Below are 24,328 nucleotides of genomic sequence, written 5' to 3'. Positions count from 1 at the left end.
CTTACGCCGTGCCACCTCTCCCAAAGTGAGAGGCCTTGGCAGTACGGCAAAGTTTTCGGTTTTGCCAAGGGCTCCCCCCTTGGGGGAGCTGTCGAACGAATGTGAGACTGAGAGGGCAAGGACGCTCACAAAGAGCATGGAGCAAGAAGTGTAAATTGTTTGGGAGGACGCGCAAATGATGGACGCAACCAAGTACGCTCCGGGTTACTACCCGGTACCCGCAGGCTATGACAGCTGGGTAAAGAAGGATCACATTGAAAAAGCCCCCGCATGGTGCAGTGTGGACCTGCGCGACGGCAATCAGGCCCTGATCGTGCCCATGAGCCTTGAGGAAAAGCTGGAGTTCTTCCGGATGCTGGTCAAGATCGGCTTCAAGGAGATCGAGGTGGGCTTCCCTGCCGCCAGCGACACCGAGTACGAGTTCCTGCGCACCCTGATCGAGAAGAACATGATCCCCGAGGATGTCACCGTGCAGGTGCTGACCCAGTGCCGCGACCACATCATCCGCAAGACCTTCGAGGCCGTCAAGGGCGCTCCCCGCGCGGTGATCCACTTCTACAATTCCACCTCTGTGGCCCAGCGCGAGCAGGTGTTCCACAAGAGCAAGGAGGAGATCAAGAAGATCGCCACCGACGGCGCAAAGCTGGTCAAGCAGCTCAGTCAGGAGTACGAGGGTAACTTCCTGTTCGAGTACAGCCCTGAGAGCTTTACCGGCACCGAGGTGGACTACGCCGTGGATGTGTGCAACGCCGTGCTGGACATCATGCAGCCCACCCCGGACCGTCCCATGATCATCAACCTGCCCGTTACCGTGGAAATGAGCATGCCGCACGTCTATGCAAACCAGATCGAGTACTGCGACAAGCACCTGAAATACCGTGACAGCGTGATCATCTCCACCCATCCCCACAACGACCGCGGCACCGGCGTGGCCTGCGCAGAGCTGGCCGTGCTGGCGGGTGCACAGCGGGTGGAGTGCTGCCTGTTCGGCAACGGCGAGCGCACCGGCAACGTGGACGCGGTGACGCTGGCCATGAACATGTACAGCCACGGCGTGGACCCCAAGCTGGACTTCTCCGATATGCCGGACATCTGCGCCACCTACGAGCGGGTGACCCGGATGCACATTTACGAGCGCACCCCCTACGCCGGTCAGCTGGTGTTCGCCGCCTTCTCCGGCAGCCATCAGGACGCCATTGCAAAGGGCATGGCCTACCGCAAGGAGCATGGCGAACACCGCTGGACCTGCCCCTACATCCCGGTGGACCCCCACGACATCGGCCGCACCTACGATGCCGATGTTATCCGCATCAACAGCCAGAGCGGCAAGGGCGGCATCGGCTTTGTGTTGGAACAGAACTTCGGCTACAACCTGCCGCCCAAGATGCGCGAGGCGCTGGGCTACAAGGTCAAGAGCGTTTCCGACCACAGCCACAAGGAGCTGAGCGCAAACGAGGTGCTGCACATCTTCGAGGATGCCTTCCTCAATCGCTGCAAGCCGCTCAACGTTCTGGAAGCCCACTTTGCACAGGTGGGCGGCATCACCGCCACCGTCACGCTGGAGCTGAACGGTCAGCGCAAGGTGGTCACCTCGGTGGGCAATGGCCGTCTGGACGCTGTGGCAAACGCCATCCAGAGCGCCACCGGCATGGAGTTCCACCTCGAGACCTACTCCGAGCACAGTCTGGACGAAGGCTCCACCTCCCGCGCTGCCTCCTACGTCGGCCTTGTCTGGGGCGATAACACCGTCACATGGGGTGCCGGTACGGATACCGATATCATCGTGGCCGGCATCAAGGCACTGGTGAGCGCCATCAATAATAAGTAAAAGCATTTTTTCGATAAAAGGAGAGTACCATCATGGGAATGACCCTGACGCAGAAAATTCTTGCCGCACATGCCGGTCTTGCCGAGGTCAAGGCAGGCCAGCTCATCAATGCAAAGCTGGACATCGTACTGGGCAACGACATCACCACCCCGGTTGCCATCAACGAGTTTGAAAAGGCCGGTTTTGACGGTGTGTTCGACAAAGAGCACATTGCCATCGTGCTGGACCACTTTGTGCCCAACAAGGACATCAAGAGCGCCACCCAGTCCAAGCAGTGCCGCGAGTTCGCCAACAAATACGACATCCTTAACTTCTACGATGTGGGCCAGATGGGCATTGAGCACGCTCTGCTGCCGGAAAAAGGCATCGTGACCGCAGGCGACTGCGTCATCGGCGCGGACAGTCACACCTGCACCTATGGTGCACTGGGTGCCTTCTCCACCGGTGTCGGCTCCACTGATATGGCTGCCGGCATGGCCACCGGCATGGCATGGTTCAAGGTGCCCTCTGCCATCAAGTTCGTGCTCAAGGGCAAGTTCGGCCCCCGCGTCTCCGGCAAGGACCTGATCCTGCACATCATCGGCATGATCGGTGTGGACGGTGCCCTGTACAAATCCATGGAGTTCACCGGCCCGGGCGTTGCCAGCCTGACGATGGACGACCGCCTGTGCATCTGCAACATGGCCATCGAAGCCGGTGCCAAGAACGGCATCTTCCCTGTGGACGATGTGACCCGCAGCTACCTCAAGGGCCGCAGCCAGCGTGAGCCGGTGTTCTTTGAGGCCGACCCGGATGCCGAGTACGAAAAGACCATTGAGATCGATCTGGACAAGCTGGAACCCACCGTCAGCTACCCCCACCTGCCCGAGAACACCCACCTTGCCAGCGAGGGCAAGGACATCAAGATCGATCAGGTTGTGATCGGCAGCTGCACCAACGGCCGTCTGGAGGACATGGAAGCCGCCTACAACGTGCTCAAGGGCAAGCACATTGCCAAGGGCGTGCGCGGCATCATCATCCCCGCCACCATGGCCGTTTACAAGGAATGCATCCTGCGCGGCTGGACCACTGCCTTTATTGATGCAGGCTGCATCGTGTCCACCCCCACCTGCGGCCCCTGTCTGGGCGGCTACATGGGCATTCTGGCCGAGGGCGAGCGCTGCGTTTCCACCACAAACCGCAACTTTGTGGGCCGCATGGGCCATGTGAAGAGCGAGGTCTACCTTGCTTCTCCCGCCACCGCCGCCGCCAGCGCACTGACCGGCTGCATCACCGACCCCCGCACGGTCTGATCGGAAAGGAGCACAACAATGAACGCAAAAGGTTCTGTTTTCAAATACCCGGACAACGTGGATACCGATGTCATCATCCCGGCCCGCCACCTGAACACGCAGGATGCCAAAGAGCTGGCCAGCCACTGCATGGAGGACATCGACAAGGACTTCGTCAAGAAGGTGAAGGACGGCGACATCATGGTGGGCGGCTGGAACTTCGGCTGCGGCTCCTCCCGTGAGCACGCACCGCTGTGCATCAAGACCGCCGGCATCTCGGTCGTGATCGCCAAGAGCTTTGCCCGCATCTTCTACCGCAACAGCATCAACATCGGTCTGCCCATCATGGAGTGCCCGGAGGCTGTGGATGCCATCAATGCGGGCGACACCGTGAGCGTAGACTTTGACACCGGTGTCATTACCGACGAGACCAACGGCAAGGTGTTCCACGCCGAGCCCTTCCCGCCGTTCATTCAGGAGATCATCTCCGCCGGTGGACTGATGAAGTCCATCAAGGCGAAGCAGCAGTAACCCTCTCAGGCGCTTCGCGCCAGCTCTCCCAAAGGGCGAGCTTTTTGCCATCTTCCCGAATGTATTTTCTTCTAGGATAAACAACGAACAATATCTTACCCGCCTGAAAAGCTCCCCCTTCGGGGGAGCTGGCAATGCCGCAGGCATTGACTGAGAGGGTTCAAACCGATAGAAGGAGTTTCCCAATGGAAAAAAACATTGCTGTCATCTGGGGCGACTGCTCCAGCCCGGAGATCGTCAAGCAGACCATCCGCGTGCTTGACAAGGTGGCCGAAAAGTACGGCCACACCTTCCACTACACCGACGCTGCCATGGGCGGCGAAGCCATTGACAAATACGGTGACCCGCTGCCCCAGCACGAGCTGGACAAGTGCCTTGCTGCGGACAGCGTCCTGCTGGGTGCCGTGGGCGGCCCCAAGTGGGAGGGCCTGCCCGGTGAGCAGCGCCCGGAGAAGGGCCTGCTGCGCCTGCGTGCAGGCATGGGCCTGTACTCCAACAACCGTCCGGCCAAGATCTGGCCGCAGCTGGCTCCTGCCAGTCCCCTGAAGCCCGAGATCGTGGCACAGGGCATCGATTTCATCATCGTGCGTGAGCTGATCGGCGGCGTATACTTTGGCAATCACGAGACCCACACCCTCGCCAGCGGTGAGAAGCAGGCCATCGACTCCATGCCCTACTCGGAGCACGAGATCGAGCGCATCGGCCGCATCGGCTTCGAGACCGCACGCAAGCGCCGCAAAAAGCTGTGCTGCGTGGACAAGGCAAACGTTTTGGACACCAGCCGCCTGTGGAGAAGCGTGATGCACCGCCTGCAGGCCGAATACCCGGATGTGGAATACAGCGAGATGTTCGTGGACAACTGCGCCATGCAGATCGTCAAGAACCCCGCCCAGTTCGACGTGATCGTTACCGAGAACATGTTCGGCGACATCCTGTCGGACGAGGCTTCCATGATCACCGGCTCCATCGGCATGATCCCGTCCTCCTCTCTGGGCGACGGCACCCGCGGCCTGTATGAGCCCATCCACGGCTCGGCCCCAGATATTGCGGGCAAAGACATCGTGAACCCCACCGCCTGCATCCTGTCTGCCGCCATGATGCTGCGCTATTCCTTCGGCCTGACCGAGGAAGCCGACGCCATTGAGACCGCCGTGAACAAGGTGCTGGACAAGGGCCTGCGCACCGCCGACAACATGAGCGAGGGCTGCACCTGCCTTGGCTGCACCGCCATGGGCGATGCCATTCTGGCCGAGATCTGAAAAAGACGAACCCTCTCAGTCACCTTCGGTGACAGCTCCCCCGAAGGGGGAGCTTTATCGGTGCTTTCCGTCAGATGCAAAAAGCTCTCCCTTTCGGGAGAGCTGGCAAAGCCATCAGGCTTTGACTGAGAGGGTTTCATACAACACAAAAGGAGCGGCTCCGCGCGGAGCCGCTCCTTTTATGTTATGTGTGCAATCAAATTTACTTGGTGCCGTAGATGCGGTCGCCTGCGTCGCCCAGACCGGGAACGATATAGCCGTTCTCGTTCAGGTGGTCGTCCTGTGCGCCGAGGTAGATATCCACATCGGGGTGTGCCTCGTGCAGGGCCTTGATGCCTTCGGGAGCGGCGATCAGGCCGATGAACTTGATGCGCTTTGCGCCATGCTTCTTGATCTGGGTGATGGCATCAATGGCGCTGCCGCCGGTGGCCAGCATCGGGTCCAGAACCAGAACATCACGCTCTGCAATGTCCTGCGGCAGCTTGCAGAAGTACTCCACGGGCTGCAGGGTCTCCTCGTCGCGGTACAGGCCGATGAAGCCCACCTTTGCGGCGGGCAGCAGGGTCAGCATACCGTCCAGCATACCCATGCCTGCGCGCAGGATGGGCACCAGAGCCAGCTTGCGGCCAGCCAGCACCTTGGTCTTTGCCATGGTGATGGGTGTTTCGATCTCCACCTCTTCCAGCGGCAGGTCACGGGTAGCTTCGTAGCACAGCAGGGTCGCGATCTCGCCAACGAGGTCACGGAACTCCTTGGTGCCGGTCTGCTTGTTGCGCAGAATGCTCAGCTTGTGCTGCAGCAGCGGATGCTCAACGATCATCGGGGTCATAAAAACACGCTCCTTATTTTAAATAGATAACTCTATCGGGTCCAAGATTACGATTTAAAACAGCTCCGCATACGCTTCGCCATTGTCAGTGGAAATTTTATTTTTATATTTTGAGCATTCAAAAAATCTGCGGATTTTTTGAATGCTCTTTTTCACAGGAAGGGTCGTAACGAAAAGATTCATCTTCCCTTATGGCCTTTTCGTGAAAATGCGTTTGGAGCGGCCCTGCGGTTGCGCAGCAATGAAAGCCCCAGTGGGTCTTTCAAGCAGGCGAGCGATCTGCGATAGCAGATGGAAGGGCTTTGCCCTGACAAGCGTCGGGGCCGCGACAAACGCGAAATCCAAAAAATATTTTTCCTTAGAATCAGCGGTTCTCCAGTGCGGTCAGCTTGTCGATGCGGCGCTGATGGCGGCCGCCCTCAAACTCCGTATTCAGGAAGAGATCCACCAGCTGGCAGGCAAGGCCGGGGCCGACCACGCGGCCGCCCATGCACAGAGCATTGGCGTCGTTATGGCGGCGGGTATACTCGCAGCTGAAGCTGTCAGAGCAGCAGCAGGCACGAATGCCCTTGATCTTGTTTGCTGCCATGCTGATGCCCACGCCGGTGCCGCAGAACAGCAGTGCCTTGCTGCACTCGCCGCTCACAACTGCATCGCAGGCGGGCACGGCCATATCGGGGTAATCCACGCTGTCGGTGCTATGGGTGCCAAAATCGATGTATTCCAGCCCCAGCTCCTTCAGATGCGCCTTGACAGCTTCTTTCAGTTCAAATCCGCCGTGGTCAGCGGCCAGTGCAATGGGTTTTGCCATGGAAATGTTCCTTTCTCTCAGTCACGCAGGGTTTTATGCCTGCTCCTTGTTTTGGGCGGCATTGGCTGCAGCTTCTGCTGCAAGGCGCTCTGCGCGCTCCCGCTCGGCCTGACTCAGGCGGTGGTAGTCCGGCAGCAGAGCCTCCGGCAGCACAGCCTTTCCGGCTTCGGCCATCTGCTTTGCCACAAGGGCTACTGCAGCAGCACGCCCGCCGCGCAGGGCCGCAGGTGCCTGCAGCACGCCCGGCACACTGCCGTATTTATTATAGCACAGAGATGCGCCATCACCAACAAAAAACAGGGGCTTTTTGCAATTTTCTACAAAATCGGCCAGATCTGCCACCGCCCGGGCATCGTCTTCCAGCAGGCGGCCGTGGGTGGCAAGGTCGAACGCGGCACTGTATACCTGCGCACGGCGGGCATCCAGTGCACACAGCACGGTGCCCTCGCCCGTGTGGGCTGCGGCCAGTGCTTCCAGCGTAGACACCGGTGCGCACAGCGTCTCCCGCGGGAAGGCCAGACCCTTGACCGCCGCCAGACCGATGCGCAGCCCGGTAAAACTGCCGGGGCCTGCGTTGACACCGTACAAGTCAATATCTGCACAGGTCATGCCGCACATCTTCAGGCAGGTGTCGATCATGGGCATCAGCGTTTCGCTGTGGGTCATGCCTGCGTCCAGATACACCTCGTACAGCAGGCGGTCATCCTGCAAAAGAGCCACACCAGCCGTTTTGCCCGCTGTATCCACAGCTAAGATGTTCATAGCGTTACCCCCTCAATGGTGATCCTGCGGGTATTTTCGTCCACGCGCTGGATATCCACCCGGATGGGGTTTTCCAGTGCCAGCAGGTCTGCAAAGTTCTCGCTCCACTCTGCTGCTACAATGGCCCCCTGATCCAAATAATCGTAAAAGCCTGCAGCACACAGGTCGTTCTCAGTGGAAATACGGTACAGGTCAAAGTGCGCCAGCGGCTTTGGGCCGCGGTAGTAGTTCACAATGGCAAAGGTTGGGCTGGACACCGGGTCGGTGCAGCCAAGGCCCTCGGCAAGGCCCTCGGTAAAAGCGGTCTTGCCCGCGCCCAGCCCGCCGGTGAACGCAACCAGCGAACCCGGTGCCAGCACTGCGGCCATACGGGCACCCAGCGCCACCGTCTCGGCGCGGGAGTGGGTGATATATTCTGACATGAAGCTTACCTCATTTTATAAAGCAAAAGGGACGGCAGAATGCTCTGCCGTCCTTTAGTATAATATACTTTGTGCAAAAGTGCAATGCCGTGTGTTGCTTACGCCGCCGCATCCACATCCGCTGCCGTGTAGGGGTTGGGCAGTGCAGCGCTTCGGTCTCCGCTGAGCATCGCATAGGATGCCGCCACATGGGGCCGTCTGCCGCCCTGCTCGTTGTACCAGATGATATCATCGGTGCCGTAGATGCTCTTGGCATAGTCCACGGCCTGTTCCAGCGTTTCGCCCTCGATCATCCGGTTTACAGCGGCCCACAGCATACTGCGGGAATACACCGAGTAGACATTGTTCACATAGCCCATCACCGCCTTGGCACCGCCTGCCAGCAGGCCGTCTGCCATAGAGGTGTCCACATGGCCGTTCTTGCCGTAGAACTCGCAGGTCTCGCTGAGCACGATGCCATTGCCGCGGTAGGCACTGCGGAAGAAATCGCCGTTGACGGCATACATACCGTTCACCTTGACCACGCGGTGGGCCAGCAGGTCAAAGCCATAGCGCAGATCGCTCCAGAAATCCGATCTCTCGGTCAGCAGGATCAGCGGTTCCGTGGTGGTCTTTTTGAACAGCCAGCCGTATTCATAGGTGTAGTACGCGCCGTGGGTGCTCAGGATGCACAGGTCGTAACGGCCCATCCTGCGCAGGTCGGATACAGTAACGGTGGTATCCAGATCCGTCTGCAGGCCCACCGAATCCCAATAGGTCTGCATGTAGGCATAATACGGGTAGCGGGTGCTGTTGATCGTGTTGTCAAACGCATAATAAATCGCCGCCGTGCCCACCCGCTTGTTCTCTGCCAGCTCCTGCAGCTGGCTCTCGTCCAGCTCCGGCAGGGCTGCGGTGTTCTCCTCCTCCGGGTCGGTAAGCAAGATGCCGCCCAGCGCGCCGCAGCTGTAGGTAAAGCTGATTATGCCGTTTTCGGCATCGGTGTAGACAGACCCCTGCTTCACAAGGCCCTGTGCGGTCAGCGCATCCAGCTGCTGCAAAGCAGCATCTGTGCGCTCGCCCTCGGTCATCTGTGCATAGTCGCTGCCTCCGGTCAGTGCGGTCACAGCAGCATCTGCCTGCTGCATCTCGCGCACATCTGTGGCCGAAAGGCTCTGCTGCACAGCCGCCTGTTCTTCCGGCTGCTGTGCAAAAGCCGCTGTGGGCAGCGCTGTGAGCGCGAAAGCCAGAGCGCACAATGCACACCCAAAACGGCGGAGCATATCGTGTTCCATTCCCATTTCCTCCGGGCATATCTGCCGCCCAATGCGGCACGCCGCCCTTTTCCAGCAGGCATCTTCCTGCCATTTTCTTTGCGCGGCAGGCGCTCTGCAAAGGAGCTTTCTGCTGCACCTTCATTGTAGATGGTGCGGTCTGCTTTGTCAAGCATTCGTGCGGATTTTGCAAAGCTGTCACACCCGGTGGATTGCAAACGGTGTGCAGGCTGTGTATAATAGGATAAACTGGGTTGGTATTGCCCGCTGCAGCGGCAAAACCCGGTGTGCATCTGGGAACGAAAGGTGGTGCTTTCTTGGAAAGCATTCGACAATATTTTAAACGAACGGATAAGATCTATCTGCTGCTGTGCATCTTCAGCAGCACCATGGCGGTGGTGGCTCTTGCCTCCTGGGCCGCAAAGCAGGGCAACGGCTTTGCCACGGACGAGATCACTGGTGCCATTACCGGCATCGGCGATTACCGCCGCGCGCTGGTGCAGGCCGGTGCGGCGGTGCTTGGCATCGTGATCGCGCTGCTGCTCTCCTGCATCGACTACCGCAGCCTTGTCAAGGTGTGGCCGGTGCATGTAGCCCTGACATGGGGTCTGGTGCTGCCCACGCTGTTCATCCGCAATGTGGCCATCGGCCCGCTGACCATCGGCTTCAACGCCGGTGACACCGACAACTACTCCTGGTACAAGCTGGGCGGCTTTACCTTCCAGCCCACGGAGCTGGCAAAGATCAGCTTTATCCTTACCTTTGCCATGCACCTGAACAATGTGCGCAGCCGCATCAACGAGCCAAAGGAGCTGGTAAAGCTTCTGCTGCATCTGGCCGTGCCCATCCTTATCATCCACATTCAGGGCGACGACGGCACCGCCATCATCTACGCCATCATCGGCTGCTGCATGATGTTTGCAGCGGGCCTGAGCTGGAAGTATATCATCGGTGCCATTTCGGCAGCAGCTGTGGCCGTGGCGGCGGCGTTTGCCTTTTTCAGCGATAAGATCGGCAAGGGCTACCAGTGGTACCGCATTCTGGCCGTTATCGACCCGGAGAATTCCACCGGCTGGGCACCCAACGAAGCCACCTGGAAAAACATCATCTACCAGCAGCAGCGCGGCGAGATCGCCATCGGCTCCGGCGGCATCTTCGGCAACGGCCTGTTCAGCGGCCGGTACTACAGCGTGCCCAATGCCCACAACGACTTTATTCTCAGCTGGATGGGCAATGTCATTGGCTTTGTGGGCCTGTGCATCGTGCTGGGGGCACTGCTGGCACTGGTGATCAAGACCTTTGCCACCGGTGCGCGCAGCGAGGACCTGCTGGGCAGCTATATCTGCGCCGGCATCGGCGGTGCTCTGATGGCTCAGATCGCCGTGAATGTAGGCATGAACCTGCGGGTGCTGCCGGTCATCGGCGTTACCCTGCCCTTCTATTCTGCGGGCGGCAGCTCGGTGCTGATGCTGTATATCTGCGTCGGATTAGTCCTTTCCGTATATATGCACAATACAAAGAGCCTGTTCGGGTAAGGCTCTGGCGCACCGGTCTGTCTGTTCATCGTTTTCCACCTCTGTGATCCGGTTTTTTTCTGATATACCAGACAAAAAATGGTTCAACTCTCTTGCAATCCGCCTGTACACATGGTAAAATTGTACAGAAGTTTGCAGTTTTATTGTGCAATAGGTGCAATAACTGTGTGGGAGAGTTTGGGGCTCTCCTGTTTTCATGTTATAGGATCAATGGAGTGAATCTAAGTATGACAACTGTAACCACTGCGCCAGAAGCGGAATACTGGCTGCAGACCGGTTGGATGGAGGAGCCCGGCGCAGAGCTTGGCATCCGCAAGCCGATTACGATCGATCGTAAGACGAATCTTCACGAGCACCGCGCCTACTGGTGTGTGCGCCGCGCACAGGATATCTTCTTTTCTCTGCTGGCGCTGGTGGTGCTTTCGCCGCTGCTGCTCCTTACCTGCATTGCAGTCTGGATCGACAGCCCGGGTGCAAGCCCGGTGTTCAGCCAGCTGCGGGTGGGCCGCAACGGCAAGCTGTTCCGGCTGTACAAGTTCCGTTCCATGTGCCCGAACGCTGAGAGCAAGCTCAACGATCTGCTGCAGGACAACGAGATGGACGGCCCGGTGTTCTAGATGAAGGACGATCCCCGCATCACCCGGGTGGGCCATTTCATCCGCAAGACCAGCATCGACGAGCTGCCTCAGCTGGTGAACATCCTCATGGGCGATATGAGCATTGTGGGTCCGCGCCCGGCGCTGCCCCGTGAGGTGGCCCAGTACACGCCCTATGAATGGCAGCGGCTGTACGTGACACCGGGCCTGAGCTGCTACTGGCAGATCGCCCCGCACCGCAACCAGCTGAGCTTTGAGGAGTGGATGGCGCTGGATGTGAAGTATGTCAAGGAACGCAGCTTCCTGGTGGACTGGAAGATCATCTTTGCAACCTTCCGTGCGGTGCTGTTCGGCCACGGAGAATAAATTTTTGCCTGAGAAGTGACGAAGCCTGTCTGCTTTGTCGCTTTCTTTTTTATCTATAGGCCTGCAGGAAAAAAACAGAGGAACGACGCGGGGTCGTCCCTCTGTTTTTGCTTAAATCATCAAATTACTTCAGCACGGCGCCCAGATTTGCACTGGTGACCATGCGTGCATAGCGGCTGAGCCAGCCGGTCTTGATGTTGGGTTCGGGTGCAACATACTTTGCCTTGCGCTGGGCCAGAACTTCGTCGCTGACCTCCAGCGTGATGGAGGCATTGGGGATATCAATGTTGATGGTATCTCCCTCCTCGATCAGGCCGATGGGGCCGCCGGAAGCAGCCTCCGGGCTGACATGGCCAATGGCTGCGCCGCGGCTTGCGCCGGAGAAGCGGCCATCGGTGATGAGGGCCACGGTCTTGTCCAGCTTCATGCCGGCCAGTGCGGAGGTGGGGTTCAGCATCTCACGCATGCCGGGGCCTCCCTTGGGGCCTTCGTAGCGGATGACCACCACATCGCCCGGGACGATCTTACCTGCGTAGATGGCGGCAATAGCCTCATCCTCGCTGTTGAACACGCGGGCCGGGCCGGAATGCTGCTGCATCTCGGGGGCCACGGCGCTGCGCTTGACCACACAGCCGTCCGGTGCAATGTTGCCCCACAGGATCTGCAGACCGCCGGTCTGGGAGTAGGGGTTGTCGATGGGACGGATGGCCTTGTCGTTCAGGATGTGTGCGCCCTTGATGTTCTCGCCCAGCGTCTTGCCGGTAACGGTAGGCACATCCAGATCCAGCAGGCCCTTCTTGGCCAGCTCTGCCTGCACGGCGGGGATGCCGCCTGCGGCGTACAGGTCCGGCATGTGGGTGGGGCCGGCCGGTGCCAGATGGCACAGGTTCGGGGTCTTGGCGCTGATCTCATTGAACAGCTTCAGGTCGATGGGCACACCAGCCTCATAAGCGATGGCCAGCAGGTGCAGCACGGTGTTGGTGGAGCAGCCCAGAGCCATATCGCAGGTCAGAGCGTTGCGGATGGAGCGCTCGTTGATGATCTGGCGTGCGGTGATGCCCTTCTTGACCATATCCATAATGGCCATACCGGCGTGCTTTGCCAGCTGCAGACGCTTGGAGTAGACGGCAGGAATGGTGCCGTTGCCGGGCAGTGCGATGCCGATGGCCTCGCACAGGCAGTTCATGCTGTTGGCGGTGTACATGCCGGAGCAGCTGCCGCAGCTGGGGCAGCAGTTGCAGGTGCAGTCTTCCAGCTGATCCTCGGTGATCATACCGGCCTTGTAGGCACCCACAGCCTCGAACATCTTGGAAAGGCTGACCTCTTCGCCGCCGTAGGTACCGGCCAGCATGGGGCCGCCGGAGCAGACCACAGCGGGCACATCCATGCGCACCGCTGCCATCACCATGCCGGGCACGATCTTATCGCAGTTGGGCACCAGCACCAGACCGTCCAGCTGGTGGGCCATGAGCATGGTCTCAACGCTGTCGCAGATCAGCTCACGGGATGCAAGGCTGTACTTCATGCCCACATGGCCCATGGCGATGCCGTCGCACACGCCAATGGCGGGGATCAGGATGGGGGTGCCGCCTGCCATCTCAACGCCGGCCTTGACGGCATCGGCGATCTTGTCCAGATTCATATGGCCGGGCACGATCTCGCTGTAGGCGCTCACCACGCCGATCAGCGGGCGCTCCAGCTCTTCCTTGGTGTAGCCCAGTGCGTAGAACAGGCTTCGGTTCGGGGCGCGCTCCGAACCCTTGGTCACGTTGTCACTTCTCATTTCAAATCCTCTTTTCTGACAAAAACCCTCTCCGTCACGGCTGCGCCGTGTCACCTCTCCCGAAGGGGAGAGGTTTTTGCGGAGGATCTATAAGGTTCTCACTTTCAACAAAAGCTCCCCCTTTCGGGGGAGCTGGCCGCCGAAAGGCGGCCTGAGAGGGTTTTCCCCTTACTTCTTCAGCCAGCTCATCATGCCGCGCAGCTCTGCGCCGACCTTCTCGATGGGCAGCTCTGCTTCCATGCGGCGCTTTGCCAGAAAGTGCACCTTGCGGCCGCCGTTGGGGCTCATCTCGGTCAGGAACTCGGAAGCGAAGGTGCCGTCCTGGATCTCGGTCAGAACCTTCTTCATTTCCTTGCGGGTCTCGGCGGTGATCAGGCGCTTGCCGGTGCGGTAGTCGCCGTACTCAGCGGTGTTGGAGATGGAGTAACGCATCTTGGAGAAGCCGCCCTCGTTGATCAGGTCAACGATCAGCTTCATCTCGTGGCAGGTCTCAAAGTATGCCATCTCAGGCTCGTAGCCAGCTTCCACCAGCGTATCGAAACCGGCGTGGATCAGCTCGGAAACACCGCCGCACAGCACTGCCTGCTCGCCGAACAGGTCGGTCTCGGTCTCCTCCTTGAAGGTGGTCTGCAGGATGCCTGCACGGCCAGCGCCGATGCCGGAAGCGTATGCCAGAGCAATATCCTTAGCCTTGCCGGTGTAGTCCTGCTCCACGCAGATCAGAGAGGGGCAGCCCTCACCCTCGGTGTACAGGCGGCGGACGATGTGGCCGGGGCCCTTGGGAGCGATCATGATAACGTCCACATTCTTGGGAGCAGTGATGGTCTTGAAGTGGATGTTGAAGCCGTGTGCAAAGGCCAGTGCCTTGCCCTCGGTCATGTAGGGAGCCACCTGCTTGTTGTAGATGTCGGCGCACAGCTCGTCGGGCACCAGCATCATGACAACGTCGCCGGCCTTGGCAGCTTCTTCCACTTCCATGACCTTGAAGTTCTCGTGAGTTGCTGCGAACTCAGAAGCCTTCTCCCAGTGAGCAGAGCCCTTGCGCAGGCCGACGACGACGTTCACGCCGCTCTCGGCCAGGTTCTCGGAATGGGCGTGGCCCTGGCTGCCGAAGCCGATGACAGCGACGGTCTTGCCGTCCAGCACGCCGAGGTTGCAGTCGGAATCGTAGTATTTCTTGATAGCCATGGTAGTTGTTCTCCTTTTTTGTTTTGTGTTTATTCAGTGGCTGATTGTAAACATTTTATTTTTTCGCTCCTTGAGAGCGGAAAAGCTCAGGTCCGTTCCGGGCAGTGGGTCCCCGGCAGAGGCAGCTGTGCTTCGCGCACCTCCTGCGGAGGCTTCTGCATATGCTGATGCATCCCGCCGCGCTCCAGTGCGGTAACGCCGGTGCGGCACTGCTCCAAAATTTTGTAATCTGTAAACATTTTCAGGAAGGCATCGATCTTATCCGGCTTGCCGATCAGCTCGAACACCATGCTGTCCGGCGAAAGGTCGATGATCTTGGCCTTGTAGATGCTGGCGATTTCCCGCAGCTCGCTGCGGTTGTGCACATCGGATGCTACCTTCAGCAGCAGCAGTTCCCGTTCCAGAGATTTTTCGCCGTCCAGCACGAACACCTGACGGGTAACTTCCAGCCGTTCGGTCTGCAGGATCAGCTGCTTGAGGGCCTTGTCATCGCTGGTAATGGTCACGGTGATGCGGCTGACTGCCGGGTCGTTGGTGGCCGAGACCGTCAGGCTGTCGATGTTGAAGCCGCGGCGGCAGAACAGGTTGGACACACGGGCCAGAACACCGCTCTGGTTGTCCACCAGCAGGCTGATGACCCTGCGCTTGTTGGATTCCATATTGCTGTGCCCTCCTTATTCCATGATGATATCGTTGATGTCGCCGCCGCCGGGGATCATGGGCAGCACCTTTTCGTCCTTATCGATGATGCACTCGATCCAAGTAGGGCCTTTCTGCTTCATTGCATCGGCAAAGGCAGTCTGGAACTCCGGCAGGTTAGTGCAGCGGTAGCCCTTCAGGCCAAAGCCGTCTGCCAGCTTGACGAAGTCCGTCTTGCGGTGGGGGTCGGTCTGGCTGTAGCGCTTTTCGTAGAAGGTGGTCTGCCACTGGCGCACCATGCCCAGCACCGAGTTGTTAAAGATCACAGTGATGATGGGCAGCTCATAGCTCACGGCGGTGCAGGCCTCGTTCAGGTTCATGTGGAAAGAGCCGTCGCCGGTAAACATGACCACCCGCTGGTCGCGGCCCAGAGCCATCTGTGCGCCGATGGCGGCACCGTAGCCAAAGCCCATGGTACCCAGACCGCCGCTGGTGATAAAGCCGCGGCTCTTGGCGTGGCGCAGGTACTGTGCCGCCCACATCTGGTGCTGGCCCACATCGGTCACATACACGGCCTCCGGGCCGCACTGGTTGCACACCTCGCCGATCACCTGATGGGGCATCAGGCGGGTGGGGTCGGACACCGGGTGGTAATCCTGTGCCTGCCACTCATGGATCATCTTCATCCAGTCGGGATGCTTCTTTTCCTCGATCTGCGGCAGCATGGCGTTCAGCACGTAAGCGGCATCGCCCACGATGGAAAGATCGACCTCCACATTCTTGCCCAGCTCACTGGGGTCGATGTCGATCTGGATGATGGTGGCATTCTTTGCAAAGGTCTTGGGGTTCAGGGCCACACGGTCCGAGAAGCGGGTACCCACCGCGATCAGCACATCGCAGTCGGCCACGGCACGATTGGAGGTGTAACAGCCGTGCATACCCACCATGCCAATGTTCATCGGGTCGCCGTAGGGCACAACGCCTGCGGCCATCAGGGTGTAGGTGGCCGGGATCTCTGCCTTGTGCAGCAGATCACGCAGCGGCTGGCAGGAGGCTGCGCTGCGCACGCCGCCGCCAAAGTAGACCAGCGGTCGCTGGGCCGCATTGATAAGATCCGCTGCCCACTTGACCTGCTCCGCGTTGAAGGTGGTAACGGTGCGGATGGGCTCCGGCTTTTTGGGGGTGAACTCGCATACCGCCGCTGTCACGTCCTTGGGGATATCCACCAGCACCGGGCCCTTGCGGCCGCTCTGTGCAATACGGAAGGCAGAGCGCATGGTATCGGCCAGCTCTTCCACCCGGCGCACCGTGAAGTTGTGCTTGGTAATGGGCATCGTGATGCCCTCAATGTAGGCTTCCTGAAAGCCGTCCTTGCCAAGGCCCGCCGTGGCTACGTTGCCGGTGAAGGCCACCATGGGCACCGAGTCCATATAGGCTGTGGCTATGCCGGTGACCAGATTGGTGGCACCCGGGCCGCTGGTGGCCAGCACCACACCGGTGCGGCCGGTGGCACGGGCATAACCGTCTGCCGCGTGGGCCGCGCCCTGTTCATGTGCCGTCAGCACATGGGTGATGCGGTCCGAATTTTTGTACAGCTCATCGTAAAGGTTCAGCACTGCGCCGCCGGGATAACCAAAAAGGGTGTCCACGCCCTGCTCGCAGAGGACCTCCACAAAAATCTGAGAACCATTCAACTGCATGGTGAGTTTCTCCTGTTTTCCTAACCTTTTTCCACTTTTTACACGTTCCCGGGGAGCTTCTTTTTAAAAGAAAAGGCCTTTGTCCCCTGTTATCAAGAGACAAAGACCTTGTGATCATCAAGCTCTCTGCGGTACCACTCTCGTTGGCGTGCTGTGCACACCCTCTCACGGGCTTCCAACAAAGCCCTGCACGGTAACGGCTGCAACCGGCGCTGCTTACAAGGGTTTTGCACCCGTTGGGCAGGCTGCTCCGGGATGATTTTCCGCACGAAGCACTGACTGCCTTGCACCAGACGGCAGCTCTCTGAACAGTGGGGATCGTGTGGTACTTTTTCCCATCTGCGCATTTGTTGATGTAAATTATACTATAAATCGGCCTTTTGTCAATCGACAATTTGTAACCTGAATCACCCCAAACATGAAGTTAATTGAACACCTCTTGCGCCATAGCACAATGCGCTGTATACTTCTGATATGCGCGCCTGCGCGTTTAATTTAAGACCAACTAGAGGACAGGAATATGAAATTGAGAGAATGGAATGCCCGGCTGCACGGGCTTGTTGTTTTCCGCAGCCTGCTGGACGACCCCGTTGTGGCAAAGCTTGTGGACCTGACCGACCGCATGGAAGCCGGTGCGCCCGGCTATGGCCCGGTGTGCGACGCTGTGGCCCAATTTGAAGCCGCACTGTTCGAGCACACCACCAACTGGGGCAGCTACCTCAGCGCCGCTGTGCTGGAAGCCGAGACCGTCTGCGTACGTCAGGCTGCATCGGGCACCCTTGCCCCTGCACTGCAGACCGCGCTGGACAGTGAACTGGCTTTTCTGCAAGCTCTGTGCGGCCTGACGCTGGACGAGCTGCTGGCCGCTGCCGGTTCTGCCACAGGGCAGGCGCAGGAGCTGGCTTTCCTGCCCCGGTGGGAGACCTCCGGCATCGACCTGCCTGCCGCCTACGCCCAGCGCATGAGCGAGGTGGGAAAAAAGGGCTATGGCATGTTTGCCAAGCACCATGTGTTCACGGTGGAGAACGGCCATCTGGTGCCGGTGAAATACCCGGACCCCCAGCGCCTTTCCGAGCTGCCCGGCTACGAAAAGGAGCGGGAAAAGGTCATTGCCAACACCAAAGCCCTGCTGGCCGGAATGCCCGCCAACAATGTGCTGCTGTACGGTGACGCCGGCACCGGCAAATCCAGTGCGGTGAAAGCCATTGCCAATGAGTTTGCTCCTGAAGGCCTGCGGCTGGTGGAAGTGAAGAAGAACCAGCTCTACCAGATCCCGGATCTGATGGACAAGCTGGCCGCGAACCCGCTCAAATTCATCCTGTTCATCGACGACCTGAGCTTTACCGCCAACGACGACAACTTTGCCGCGCTCAAGGCCATTCTGGAGGGCAGCGTGGGCGGCCGGGCCAAGAACATTGCGGTATACGCCACCTCCAACCGCCGCCACCTTATTAAAGAAACACTGACCGACCGCACCGGCGACGACATCCATGAAGCCGATACCCGGCAGGAGCTGATGAGCCTTTCGGCCCGGTTCGGCCTGACGGTCACTTTCCAGCGGCCGGAGAAGGCCCGGTTTGAGACCATTCTGGCCGAACTGGCAAAGCAGCACGGCATCGACATGCCGATGGATCAGCTGCTGGTCAAAGCCGAAGCCTTTGCCATCCGCGCCGGCGGCCGCAGCCCCCGCGTGGCAAAGCAGTTTATTGAGCAGTGCGAGGCGGGCGTGCAGAAGTAATTAGTTTGTCTTTATTTTAACATCAAAGTCTCTGACAAATCTTTCACAAAATGCCGAGAAGTCGTGAATTTTTTCACCTTCTCGGCATTCTTTGTCTATTTTTTATTTATCGGTAAAAAGCCTTGCATTCTATTGAAATTCAGGCTATAATATGGCCAACATCAGCCAATTGAGCACTTCTGGAGGGCAACTATGGGCTTTTTAACGGGTAAGACCGCTATCATCACCGGCGCAGGCCGCGCCGTACTTTCCGATGGCAGCTGCGGCTCCATCGGCTATGGCATTGCCACCGCCTTTGCAAAAGAGGGCGCAAATCTGGTCATCACTGGCCGTAATGTGAAAAAACTGGAAGAGGCAAAAAACGAGCTGGAAGCCAAGTATGGCATCCGCGTTCTGCCGGTGCAGGCAGATGTGTGTGCAGGCACCGACAACGAAGCCACCGTGCAAAATGTCGTCAATCAGGCTGTGGATACCTTTGGCGGCATTCAAGTGCTGGTGAACAACGCACAGGCATCCGCTTCCGGCGTGCCGCTGGCAGAGCACACCACCGAGCAGTTTGATCTGGCCCTTTATTCCGGCCTGTACGCTGCATTTTACTATATGAAGGCCTGCTATCCCTATCTGGCCAAGTCCAAGGGCAGCGTGATCAACTTTGCATCCGGTGCAGGCTTGTTTGGCAACTTCGGCCAGTGCTCCTACGCTGCCGCCAAGGAGGGCATCCGCGGCCTGTCCCGCGTGGCCGCTACCGAGTGGGGCAAGGATGGCATCAATGTCAACGTGATCTGTCCGCTGGCCTGGACCGCCAAGCTGGAGCAGTTCCAGCAGGCATACCCGGATGCGTTCAAAGCCAACGTCAAGATGCCGCCCATGGGCCACTATGCCAACCCCGAGACCGAGATCGGCCGGGTATGCGTGCAGCTGGCCATGCCGGACTTCAAGTATCTGTCCGGCGAGACCCTCACGCTGGAGGGCGGCATGGGTCTGCGCCCGTAATTGCTGTTCTCATTCTTCCTCATACATGCAAAAGGGGCTGTGCCAGCGGCACAGCCCCTTTTATGTTTAGGCCTGATTATTCGCGCACGGCGATGCACTCGATCTCCAGCTTTGCGCCCTTGGGGATGGCCGCCACCTGCACACAGCTGCGGGCGGGGAACGGCTCTGCAAATGCTTTGGCATACACGGCGTTCACAGCGGCAAAATCGTTGATGTCAGCAAGGAAGATGACAGTCTTGACCACATTTGCCATGGAAAGGCCAGCCTCGGCCAGAATGGCCTTGAGGTTTGCAAGGCTCTGTGCAGCCTGCTCTTCAACCGTATCGGCCATCTTGCCGGTAGCAGGGTCTACCGGGATCTGGCCGGAAACAAACACCATATTGCCCAGATCGATCGCCTGGCTGTAAGGGCCGATGGCTGCGGGTGCGTTGGAAGTGGAAACGACTTTCATGATAAAACGTTCCTTTCTTTTTTCTTCTATTATACTCTTTCGCTCACAAGCTGGAAACCCTCTTTTGCAAGCTCTGCGCGGATCTGCTCGATCTGCTCGGCATCGCGGGTCTCAAGGGTGAGCTTGAGGAAGCAGCTGGAAATGGGCATGTTGGGATCGGAGCCATCGTGCTGCACCGACACCACATTGCTGCCGCAGCGGGACACGATCTCAGCCACCTTCTTGAGCTGGCCGGGCTTGTCCTCCAGCGCAATGGTCATGTTCGCCTTGCGGCCGCTCATGACCAGACCACGGGTGATCACGCGGTTGAGGATGTTCACATCGATGTTGCCGCCGGAGACGACGCAGGCCACCTTTTTGCCCTCGACCGGCAGCTTGTGGAACAGCACTGCAGCCACCGGCACGGCTCCGGCACCCTCGGCAACCAGCTTCTGGTTCTCCATCAGCGAGAGGATGGCGGCAGCGGTCTCATCCTCGCTCACGGTCACGATGTCGTCCACATACTGCTCACAGATCTGGTAGGTCAGCTCACCGGGAGTCTTGACCTGAATGCCGTCTGCAAAGGTAGAAACGGCTTTCAGGGTCTGGTACTTATGCTCGTGCAGGCTGCGGTACATGCTGGGTGCACCCTCGGCCTGTACGCCATAGACCTTCACCTCCGGGCGCAGACTCTTGATGGCAAAGGCCACGCCGGAGATCAGGCCGCCGCCGCCCACCGGCACAACGACCGCATCCACATCCGGCAGCTGATCCAGAATTTCCAGACCAATGGTTCCCTGCCCCGCGATGACCTGCTCATCGTCATAGGGGTGGATAAAGGTCATGCCGGTCTCTTCCTGCAGCTCCACAGCCTTGTCGTGGGCATCATCGTAGGTGCCGGGCACCAGACACACCTCTGCGCCCAGATTCTTGGTATTCTCCACCTTCATGATGGGGGCACCGTCCGGCATACAGACGATGCTCTTGATGCCGCGACGGGTAGCAGCCAGCGCCACGCCCTGTGCGTGGTTGCCGGCAGAGCAGGCGATCACGCCCTTGGCGCTCTCCTCCTCGGAAAGCTGGCTGATCTTATAGTAAGCACCGCGCACCTTAAAGCTGCCGGTGGCCTGCAGGTTTTCGGTTTTCAGGTACAGCTGGCAGTCCTTGGAGAGCTTGGGTGCCTCGATGAGGTCGGTCTTGCGGGCAACATCCTTGAGCACAAAGGCTGCATGGTAGATCTTATCCAGAGTCAGCATGGTTTTCTCCCTCTATTTTTATCGTTCCCTGCTCTGCGGCTTTTCCACCCTCAGAGCCTTTATTTCTGGCTTATTATGCATGTTTCTCAGTATAGGTTAACAAAGTTGATTTGTCAAATGAATTTCCTTCACACCTGAAACCGAAAAAGAGAACTGCCGCAGGCATACCGCCCACAGCAGTTCTCCGTGTTTTTGTGTTTTTAACGGCCGCGGCCACCGCCGCCGCCGTGGCTGCCGCCGCCGCCCATTCCACCGAAGGAGCCGCCGCCGAACGAGCCGCCCCCAAAGGAGCCACCTCCGCGGGAGCCACCGAAGGACCCGCCGCCAAAGCCGCCGCCCATGGGAGGACGGGGCGGACGCCGGTTGTTGTTCCGGGGCGGGCGGGGCCATAAGCCCGGGCCGTATCCGGGGCCGAAGCCGGGGCCCGGAGGGGGCGGCGGGCCGGGACGGTGCCGACGGGCCGAACCTGCCATGTAGCCCCATGCAAAGGGACCCCAGTTCCAGCCTGCTGCGTGGCCGATGGGTGCAATGAACACCCGGAACACGAACAGCACGATGATCAGCATCACCATCAGGGACATGAACAGGATCACGATACCCAGAACGATATCCCCAAAGGTGGTGGGGCCGTCGTCCGGCTGGGCATAGCTGCCGTCGTCGTAGCTGCCATTGTTCAGATTTACCCCATAAACACTTGCAATGGTGTCGGCCACATTGTTGGCACAGGTGATTACTGCATCGCTGTAATCGCGGTTAACAAAATCACCTTCCATGGTCTGAGCGAGGGCGCTGGCCTGACTTTCCAGCGTGGTGTTGCGGAAGCCGTCGCCGTAGGTCACGTAGTAATCGCCATCCTCGTAGATGGGCGACTCCATCACCAGCAGGATCAGCACGCCGTTGTTCTCGGAAGCCGAGCCGATGCCCCAGGCGTTGAAGGCCTGTGTTGCATAATCCTCAGTGGAATAATTACCCGTATAATCTACAGTCAGTACGCCGATCTGTGCCCCGCTGCAGCTTTGTTCCAGCTGGTTGTTCAGATCAACGATGGTCTGGGTAGTGCTGTCGCTCAGGATGTTGGCATCATCCACCACACATTCGTCTTTGGGCAGGTCCGGCAGACTGGCGGCGGCAAGGGCCGCCGGGCACAGGGCCGCTGCGCCCACCACAAGGGCCAGCACCAGAGCGCTTACGCGTTTTGCAAAATTTTTCATGCGAAGGGTTCAACCTCCTTTACACCGGCAATGGCTCCCAGCACGCTGGCCGGGAAGCCGCCGGTCTCTTTCTGGTAGTCGTAAACGGCATCGTTGTATTTCAGGGTGCCGATGATGGTAGCCGCACTGTTGAACTGGCCGTACTGGCCCTGCACCGCGCCCATCTTCATGGGGTCTGCGGCCTGCTCCTGCAGCTTTGCGTAGAGCTGATCGATCCGCGACCCCAGCACCTCGTTGGCCTGATACAGCGCATGCATCGTGCTGCCCTGATAATAGGGCAGCGAGGTGAGTGCCTGACTTTTGCCGCCGTTCTGCACGGCTTCCAGACAGGCGGTAAAATCGCTCAGCGCGCTCTGTGCGGCCTGCACCTCGGCACTGTCCGCTCCCAGCGTGCTGCTGGCGGTAGTGATGATGTTTGCCGCCGTGTTCATGCGGGTGGTCAGCTCCTCGTTGAGGTTATAGCCGTTGTCTGCCGCCACACCCACCGTGTACCATTTGCGGACTTCGTTGTACCGGCTGCGCAGCTTGGCGCTGCCAAAGCCCAAAAAGGCCGCCAGCATCACCACCACGCTCAGCGCCAGTGCAGCTGCGCGGGTGGAAAGGGCTGCGGGCAGCTTTGCTTCCAGCCCTGTCAGCTTCTGCTGCAGAGGTGTCAGCGGCACGGCCTGCTCCGGCTGCTTTTGTTCGCGGTAGCTGCCCGCGTCAAAACCGCCGGAAGTGCTGTTCTGTTTTTGCGAAAAATCTGCGTTTGCCATCTCAGCTCCGGATCTCCATCATTTTTGCTTTCAGTTCGTCCTCGATGCGGTTCAGCTCCTGCTCGGCGGCAGCGCGCTTTGCGCGGCCCTCGCTCTGGATCTTGTTCAGCTCGTCCAGCGTCTCGATCAGGCTCTTGTTGGTCTGCTGCAGGGTCTCGATGTCCACCACACCGCGCTGGCTCTCCTTTGCGGTCTCGATGGTACCCATCTTCAGGGCCTCGGCGTTCTTCTTGAGCAGGTCGTTGGTCATGTCGGTCACGGCACGCTCGGCCTGCATGGCCTGCTGGCTGTGGGCCAGACCCAGTGCCAGCACCATCTGGTTCTTCCACAGGGGGATGGTGTTGACGATGGTGGACTGGATCTTCTCTGCCATCATGGTGTCGTTGTTCTGCAGCAGGCGGATCTGCGGCCCCATCTGCAGGCTGATGTTGCGGGTCAGCTCCAGATCATAGAGCTTCTTCTCAAAGCGTTCGCACTGGTCGGCCAGATCACGAGCCGCCTGTGCATCCTCCGGCAGGCCGGAAACCTTGGCCTTATCCATGGCCTGCTGCAGCTCGTTTGCGCGCACATCGGCCAGCTTCTTTTTGCCGGCAAGGATATACATGCTCAGCTCCTTGAAGTAGGCCATGTTCAGATCATACATCTTATCCAGCATGGCGATGTCCTTGAGCAGCTGCACCTGATGGCCCTCCAGCATGGACTGGATCTTTTCCACGTTGGTCTCGGCCTTGTTGTACTTCATCTTCATGGCATCCAGCTGGTCGCCCTTCTTCTTGAAGAAGCCGAGGATGCCCTTTTTTTCTTCCTCGCCTGCATCAAAGCTCTTCAGCTCACCGATCAGGCTGGTGATCATATCGCCCACTTCGCCCAGATCCTTGGTGGCCACCTTGGAAAGGGCGGCCTCGGAGAAATCGCCGATCTTCTTCTGACAGGCGGAGCCGTACTGCAGCACCTGCTGGCTGTTGGTAATGTCGATCTTTTCAGCAAACTGATCCACCATGGCCTGTTCTTCCGGGGTCAGGTTCACCTGCGGCTGCTCCGGTGCGGCAGCTTCCTGCTGGGCGGGTGCTGCCTTTTCCTCTTCTGCCGGGGTGGGGTCCAGCGTCAGGGTGGGTACTGCGGGTGCATCGAGGTCAAAGTTGAATGTATTATCAGCCATAAGAGATTCCTTC

21 protein-coding genes, 1 pseudogene and 1 other annotated feature are annotated in these 24,328 nt (G+C 59.0%); of the genes and pseudogenes, 8 read left to right on the top strand and 14 right to left on the bottom strand.

Going from position 1 to position 24,328, the window contains the following annotated elements:
- Positions 1 to 175 precede the first annotated feature (175 nt).
- The 4 genes from ACGHP1_RS02720 to leuB all read left to right on the top strand — a co-directional run bounded on the left by ACGHP1_RS02720 (position 176) and on the right by leuB (position 4,889).
- A complete protein-coding gene (locus tag ACGHP1_RS02720) occupies positions 176 to 1,828 on the top strand; it encodes a 2-isopropylmalate synthase (RefSeq protein WP_223388166.1) in 1,653 nt (550 codons plus the stop codon).
- A 32-nt stretch (positions 1,829 to 1,860) separates the two neighbouring features.
- Complete coding sequence (gene leuC, locus ACGHP1_RS02715; protein WP_005942255.1) at positions 1,861 to 3,120, top strand: 3-isopropylmalate dehydratase large subunit; 1,260 nt, start codon at positions 1,861 to 1,863, stop codon at positions 3,118 to 3,120.
- A gap of 18 nt (positions 3,121 to 3,138) precedes the next feature.
- On the top strand, positions 3,139 to 3,630 hold the full coding sequence (gene leuD, locus ACGHP1_RS02710; protein WP_005942253.1) for a 3-isopropylmalate dehydratase small subunit: 492 nt from the start codon (positions 3,139 to 3,141) through the stop codon (positions 3,628 to 3,630).
- A 185-nt stretch (positions 3,631 to 3,815) separates the two neighbouring features.
- On the top strand, positions 3,816 to 4,889 hold the full coding sequence (gene leuB / locus ACGHP1_RS02705; RefSeq protein WP_390507582.1) for a 3-isopropylmalate dehydrogenase: 1,074 nt from the start codon (positions 3,816 to 3,818) through the stop codon (positions 4,887 to 4,889).
- Positions 4,890 to 5,091: 202 nt separating this feature from the next.
- Here leuB and upp read toward each other — a convergent pair whose 3' ends face one another.
- From upp to ACGHP1_RS02680, 5 genes are all read right to left on the bottom strand, one after another.
- Positions 5,092 to 5,718: a uracil phosphoribosyltransferase gene (upp, locus tag ACGHP1_RS02700; protein ID WP_005942246.1), complete on the bottom strand. Its 627-nt coding sequence runs from the start codon at positions 5,716 to 5,718 to the stop codon at positions 5,092 to 5,094.
- Between the two features lie 364 nt (positions 5,719 to 6,082).
- Positions 6,083 to 6,529 (bottom strand): ribose 5-phosphate isomerase B, encoded by a 447-nt coding sequence (gene rpiB / locus ACGHP1_RS02695; protein WP_005942243.1) that lies wholly within the window; start codon positions 6,527 to 6,529, stop codon positions 6,083 to 6,085.
- A gap of 33 nt (positions 6,530 to 6,562) precedes the next feature.
- Positions 6,563 to 7,291, bottom strand: coding sequence for a tRNA (adenosine(37)-N6)-threonylcarbamoyltransferase complex dimerization subunit type 1 TsaB (gene tsaB, locus ACGHP1_RS02690; protein ID WP_390507579.1), 729 nt, complete (start codon positions 7,289 to 7,291; stop codon positions 6,563 to 6,565).
- Complete coding sequence (gene tsaE, locus ACGHP1_RS02685; protein WP_005942237.1) at positions 7,288 to 7,713, bottom strand: tRNA (adenosine(37)-N6)-threonylcarbamoyltransferase complex ATPase subunit type 1 TsaE; 426 nt, start codon at positions 7,711 to 7,713, stop codon at positions 7,288 to 7,290. Before tsaE ends, tsaB begins: the two co-directional genes overlap by 4 nt.
- A 98-nt stretch (positions 7,714 to 7,811) precedes the next feature.
- Complete coding sequence (locus ACGHP1_RS02680) at positions 7,812 to 8,987, bottom strand: hypothetical protein (protein ID WP_390507577.1); 1,176 nt, start codon at positions 8,985 to 8,987, stop codon at positions 7,812 to 7,814.
- Positions 8,988 to 9,283: 296 nt separating this feature from the next.
- On the opposite strand from ACGHP1_RS02680, the gene ACGHP1_RS02675 reads away from it, so the two are divergent.
- Both ACGHP1_RS02675 and ACGHP1_RS02670 read left to right on the top strand, forming a co-directional pair.
- A complete protein-coding gene (locus ACGHP1_RS02675; RefSeq protein WP_223388173.1) occupies positions 9,284 to 10,501 on the top strand; it encodes an FtsW/RodA/SpoVE family cell cycle protein in 1,218 nt (405 codons plus the stop codon).
- Between the two features lie 281 nt (positions 10,502 to 10,782).
- Positions 10,783 to 11,463 (top strand): annotated as a pseudogene (locus ACGHP1_RS02670) (sugar transferase).
- A 124-nt stretch (positions 11,464 to 11,587) separates the two neighbouring features.
- Here the strand turns inward: ACGHP1_RS02670 and ilvD are convergent.
- The 4 genes from ilvD to ilvB all read right to left on the bottom strand — a co-directional run bounded on the left by ilvD (position 11,588) and on the right by ilvB (position 16,773).
- Positions 11,588 to 13,246, bottom strand: a complete 1,659-nt coding sequence (ilvD, locus tag ACGHP1_RS02665; RefSeq protein ID WP_097774031.1) for a dihydroxy-acid dehydratase — start codon at positions 13,244 to 13,246, stop codon at positions 11,588 to 11,590.
- Positions 13,247 to 13,414: 168 nt separating this feature from the next.
- Positions 13,415 to 14,434: a ketol-acid reductoisomerase gene (gene ilvC / locus ACGHP1_RS02660; protein ID WP_097774032.1), complete on the bottom strand. Its 1,020-nt coding sequence runs from the start codon at positions 14,432 to 14,434 to the stop codon at positions 13,415 to 13,417.
- An 86-nt stretch (positions 14,435 to 14,520) separates the two neighbouring features.
- Positions 14,521 to 15,093, bottom strand: a complete 573-nt coding sequence (gene ilvN, locus ACGHP1_RS02655; protein ID WP_118529110.1) for an acetolactate synthase small subunit — start codon at positions 15,091 to 15,093, stop codon at positions 14,521 to 14,523.
- Between the two features lie 15 nt (positions 15,094 to 15,108).
- Positions 15,109 to 16,773, bottom strand: coding sequence for a biosynthetic-type acetolactate synthase large subunit (gene ilvB / locus ACGHP1_RS02650; protein ID WP_390507573.1), 1,665 nt, complete (start codon positions 16,771 to 16,773; stop codon positions 15,109 to 15,111).
- 92 nt (positions 16,774 to 16,865) lie between these two features.
- Positions 16,866 to 17,124, bottom strand: a binding site (T-box leader).
- A 169-nt stretch (positions 17,125 to 17,293) separates the two neighbouring features.
- Between ilvB and ACGHP1_RS02645 the strand changes: the two genes are divergently transcribed.
- Both ACGHP1_RS02645 and ACGHP1_RS02640 read left to right on the top strand, forming a co-directional pair.
- Positions 17,294 to 18,511, top strand: coding sequence for an ATP-binding protein (locus ACGHP1_RS02645; protein WP_207699117.1), 1,218 nt, complete (start codon positions 17,294 to 17,296; stop codon positions 18,509 to 18,511).
- 192 nt (positions 18,512 to 18,703) lie between these two features.
- Positions 18,704 to 19,504 carry an SDR family NAD(P)-dependent oxidoreductase gene (locus ACGHP1_RS02640; protein ID WP_044953736.1) on the top strand — a complete coding sequence of 267 codons (801 nt, stop codon included), beginning with the start codon at positions 18,704 to 18,706 and terminating at the stop codon, positions 19,502 to 19,504.
- A gap of 76 nt (positions 19,505 to 19,580) precedes the next feature.
- Here the strand turns inward: ACGHP1_RS02640 and ACGHP1_RS02635 are convergent, their stop codons facing one another.
- From ACGHP1_RS02635 to ACGHP1_RS02615, 5 genes are all read right to left on the bottom strand, one after another.
- Positions 19,581 to 19,955: a RidA family protein gene (locus ACGHP1_RS02635; protein ID WP_097774035.1), complete on the bottom strand. Its 375-nt coding sequence runs from the start codon at positions 19,953 to 19,955 to the stop codon at positions 19,581 to 19,583.
- Positions 19,956 to 19,984: 29 nt separating this feature from the next.
- Positions 19,985 to 21,190: a threonine ammonia-lyase gene (gene ilvA, locus ACGHP1_RS02630; RefSeq protein WP_005942203.1), complete on the bottom strand. Its 1,206-nt coding sequence runs from the start codon at positions 21,188 to 21,190 to the stop codon at positions 19,985 to 19,987.
- A gap of 200 nt (positions 21,191 to 21,390) precedes the next feature.
- The gene (locus ACGHP1_RS02625; RefSeq protein WP_390507570.1) at positions 21,391 to 22,401 is read right to left on the bottom strand and encodes a TPM domain-containing protein; all 1,011 of its coding nucleotides are present in this window, start codon (positions 22,399 to 22,401) and stop codon (positions 21,391 to 21,393) included.
- Entirely contained in the window at positions 22,398 to 23,156 is a 759-nt protein-coding gene (locus ACGHP1_RS02620) for a LemA (RefSeq protein WP_390507568.1), read from the bottom strand. Before ACGHP1_RS02620 ends, ACGHP1_RS02625 begins: the two co-directional genes overlap by 4 nt.
- 1 nt (position 23,157) lies before the next feature.
- Complete coding sequence (locus ACGHP1_RS02615; protein ID WP_097776719.1) at positions 23,158 to 24,315, bottom strand: toxic anion resistance protein; 1,158 nt, start codon at positions 24,313 to 24,315, stop codon at positions 23,158 to 23,160.
- Positions 24,316 to 24,328 lie beyond the last annotated feature (13 nt).

The organism is Faecalibacterium sp. i21-0019-B1 (assembly GCF_042852915.1).
Classification (GTDB): Bacteria; Bacillota; Clostridia; order Oscillospirales; family Ruminococcaceae; genus Faecalibacterium; species Faecalibacterium taiwanense.
The sequence above is the reverse complement of the archived record's forward strand: the minus strand, read 5'-3'. Positions and strand labels throughout refer to the sequence as shown.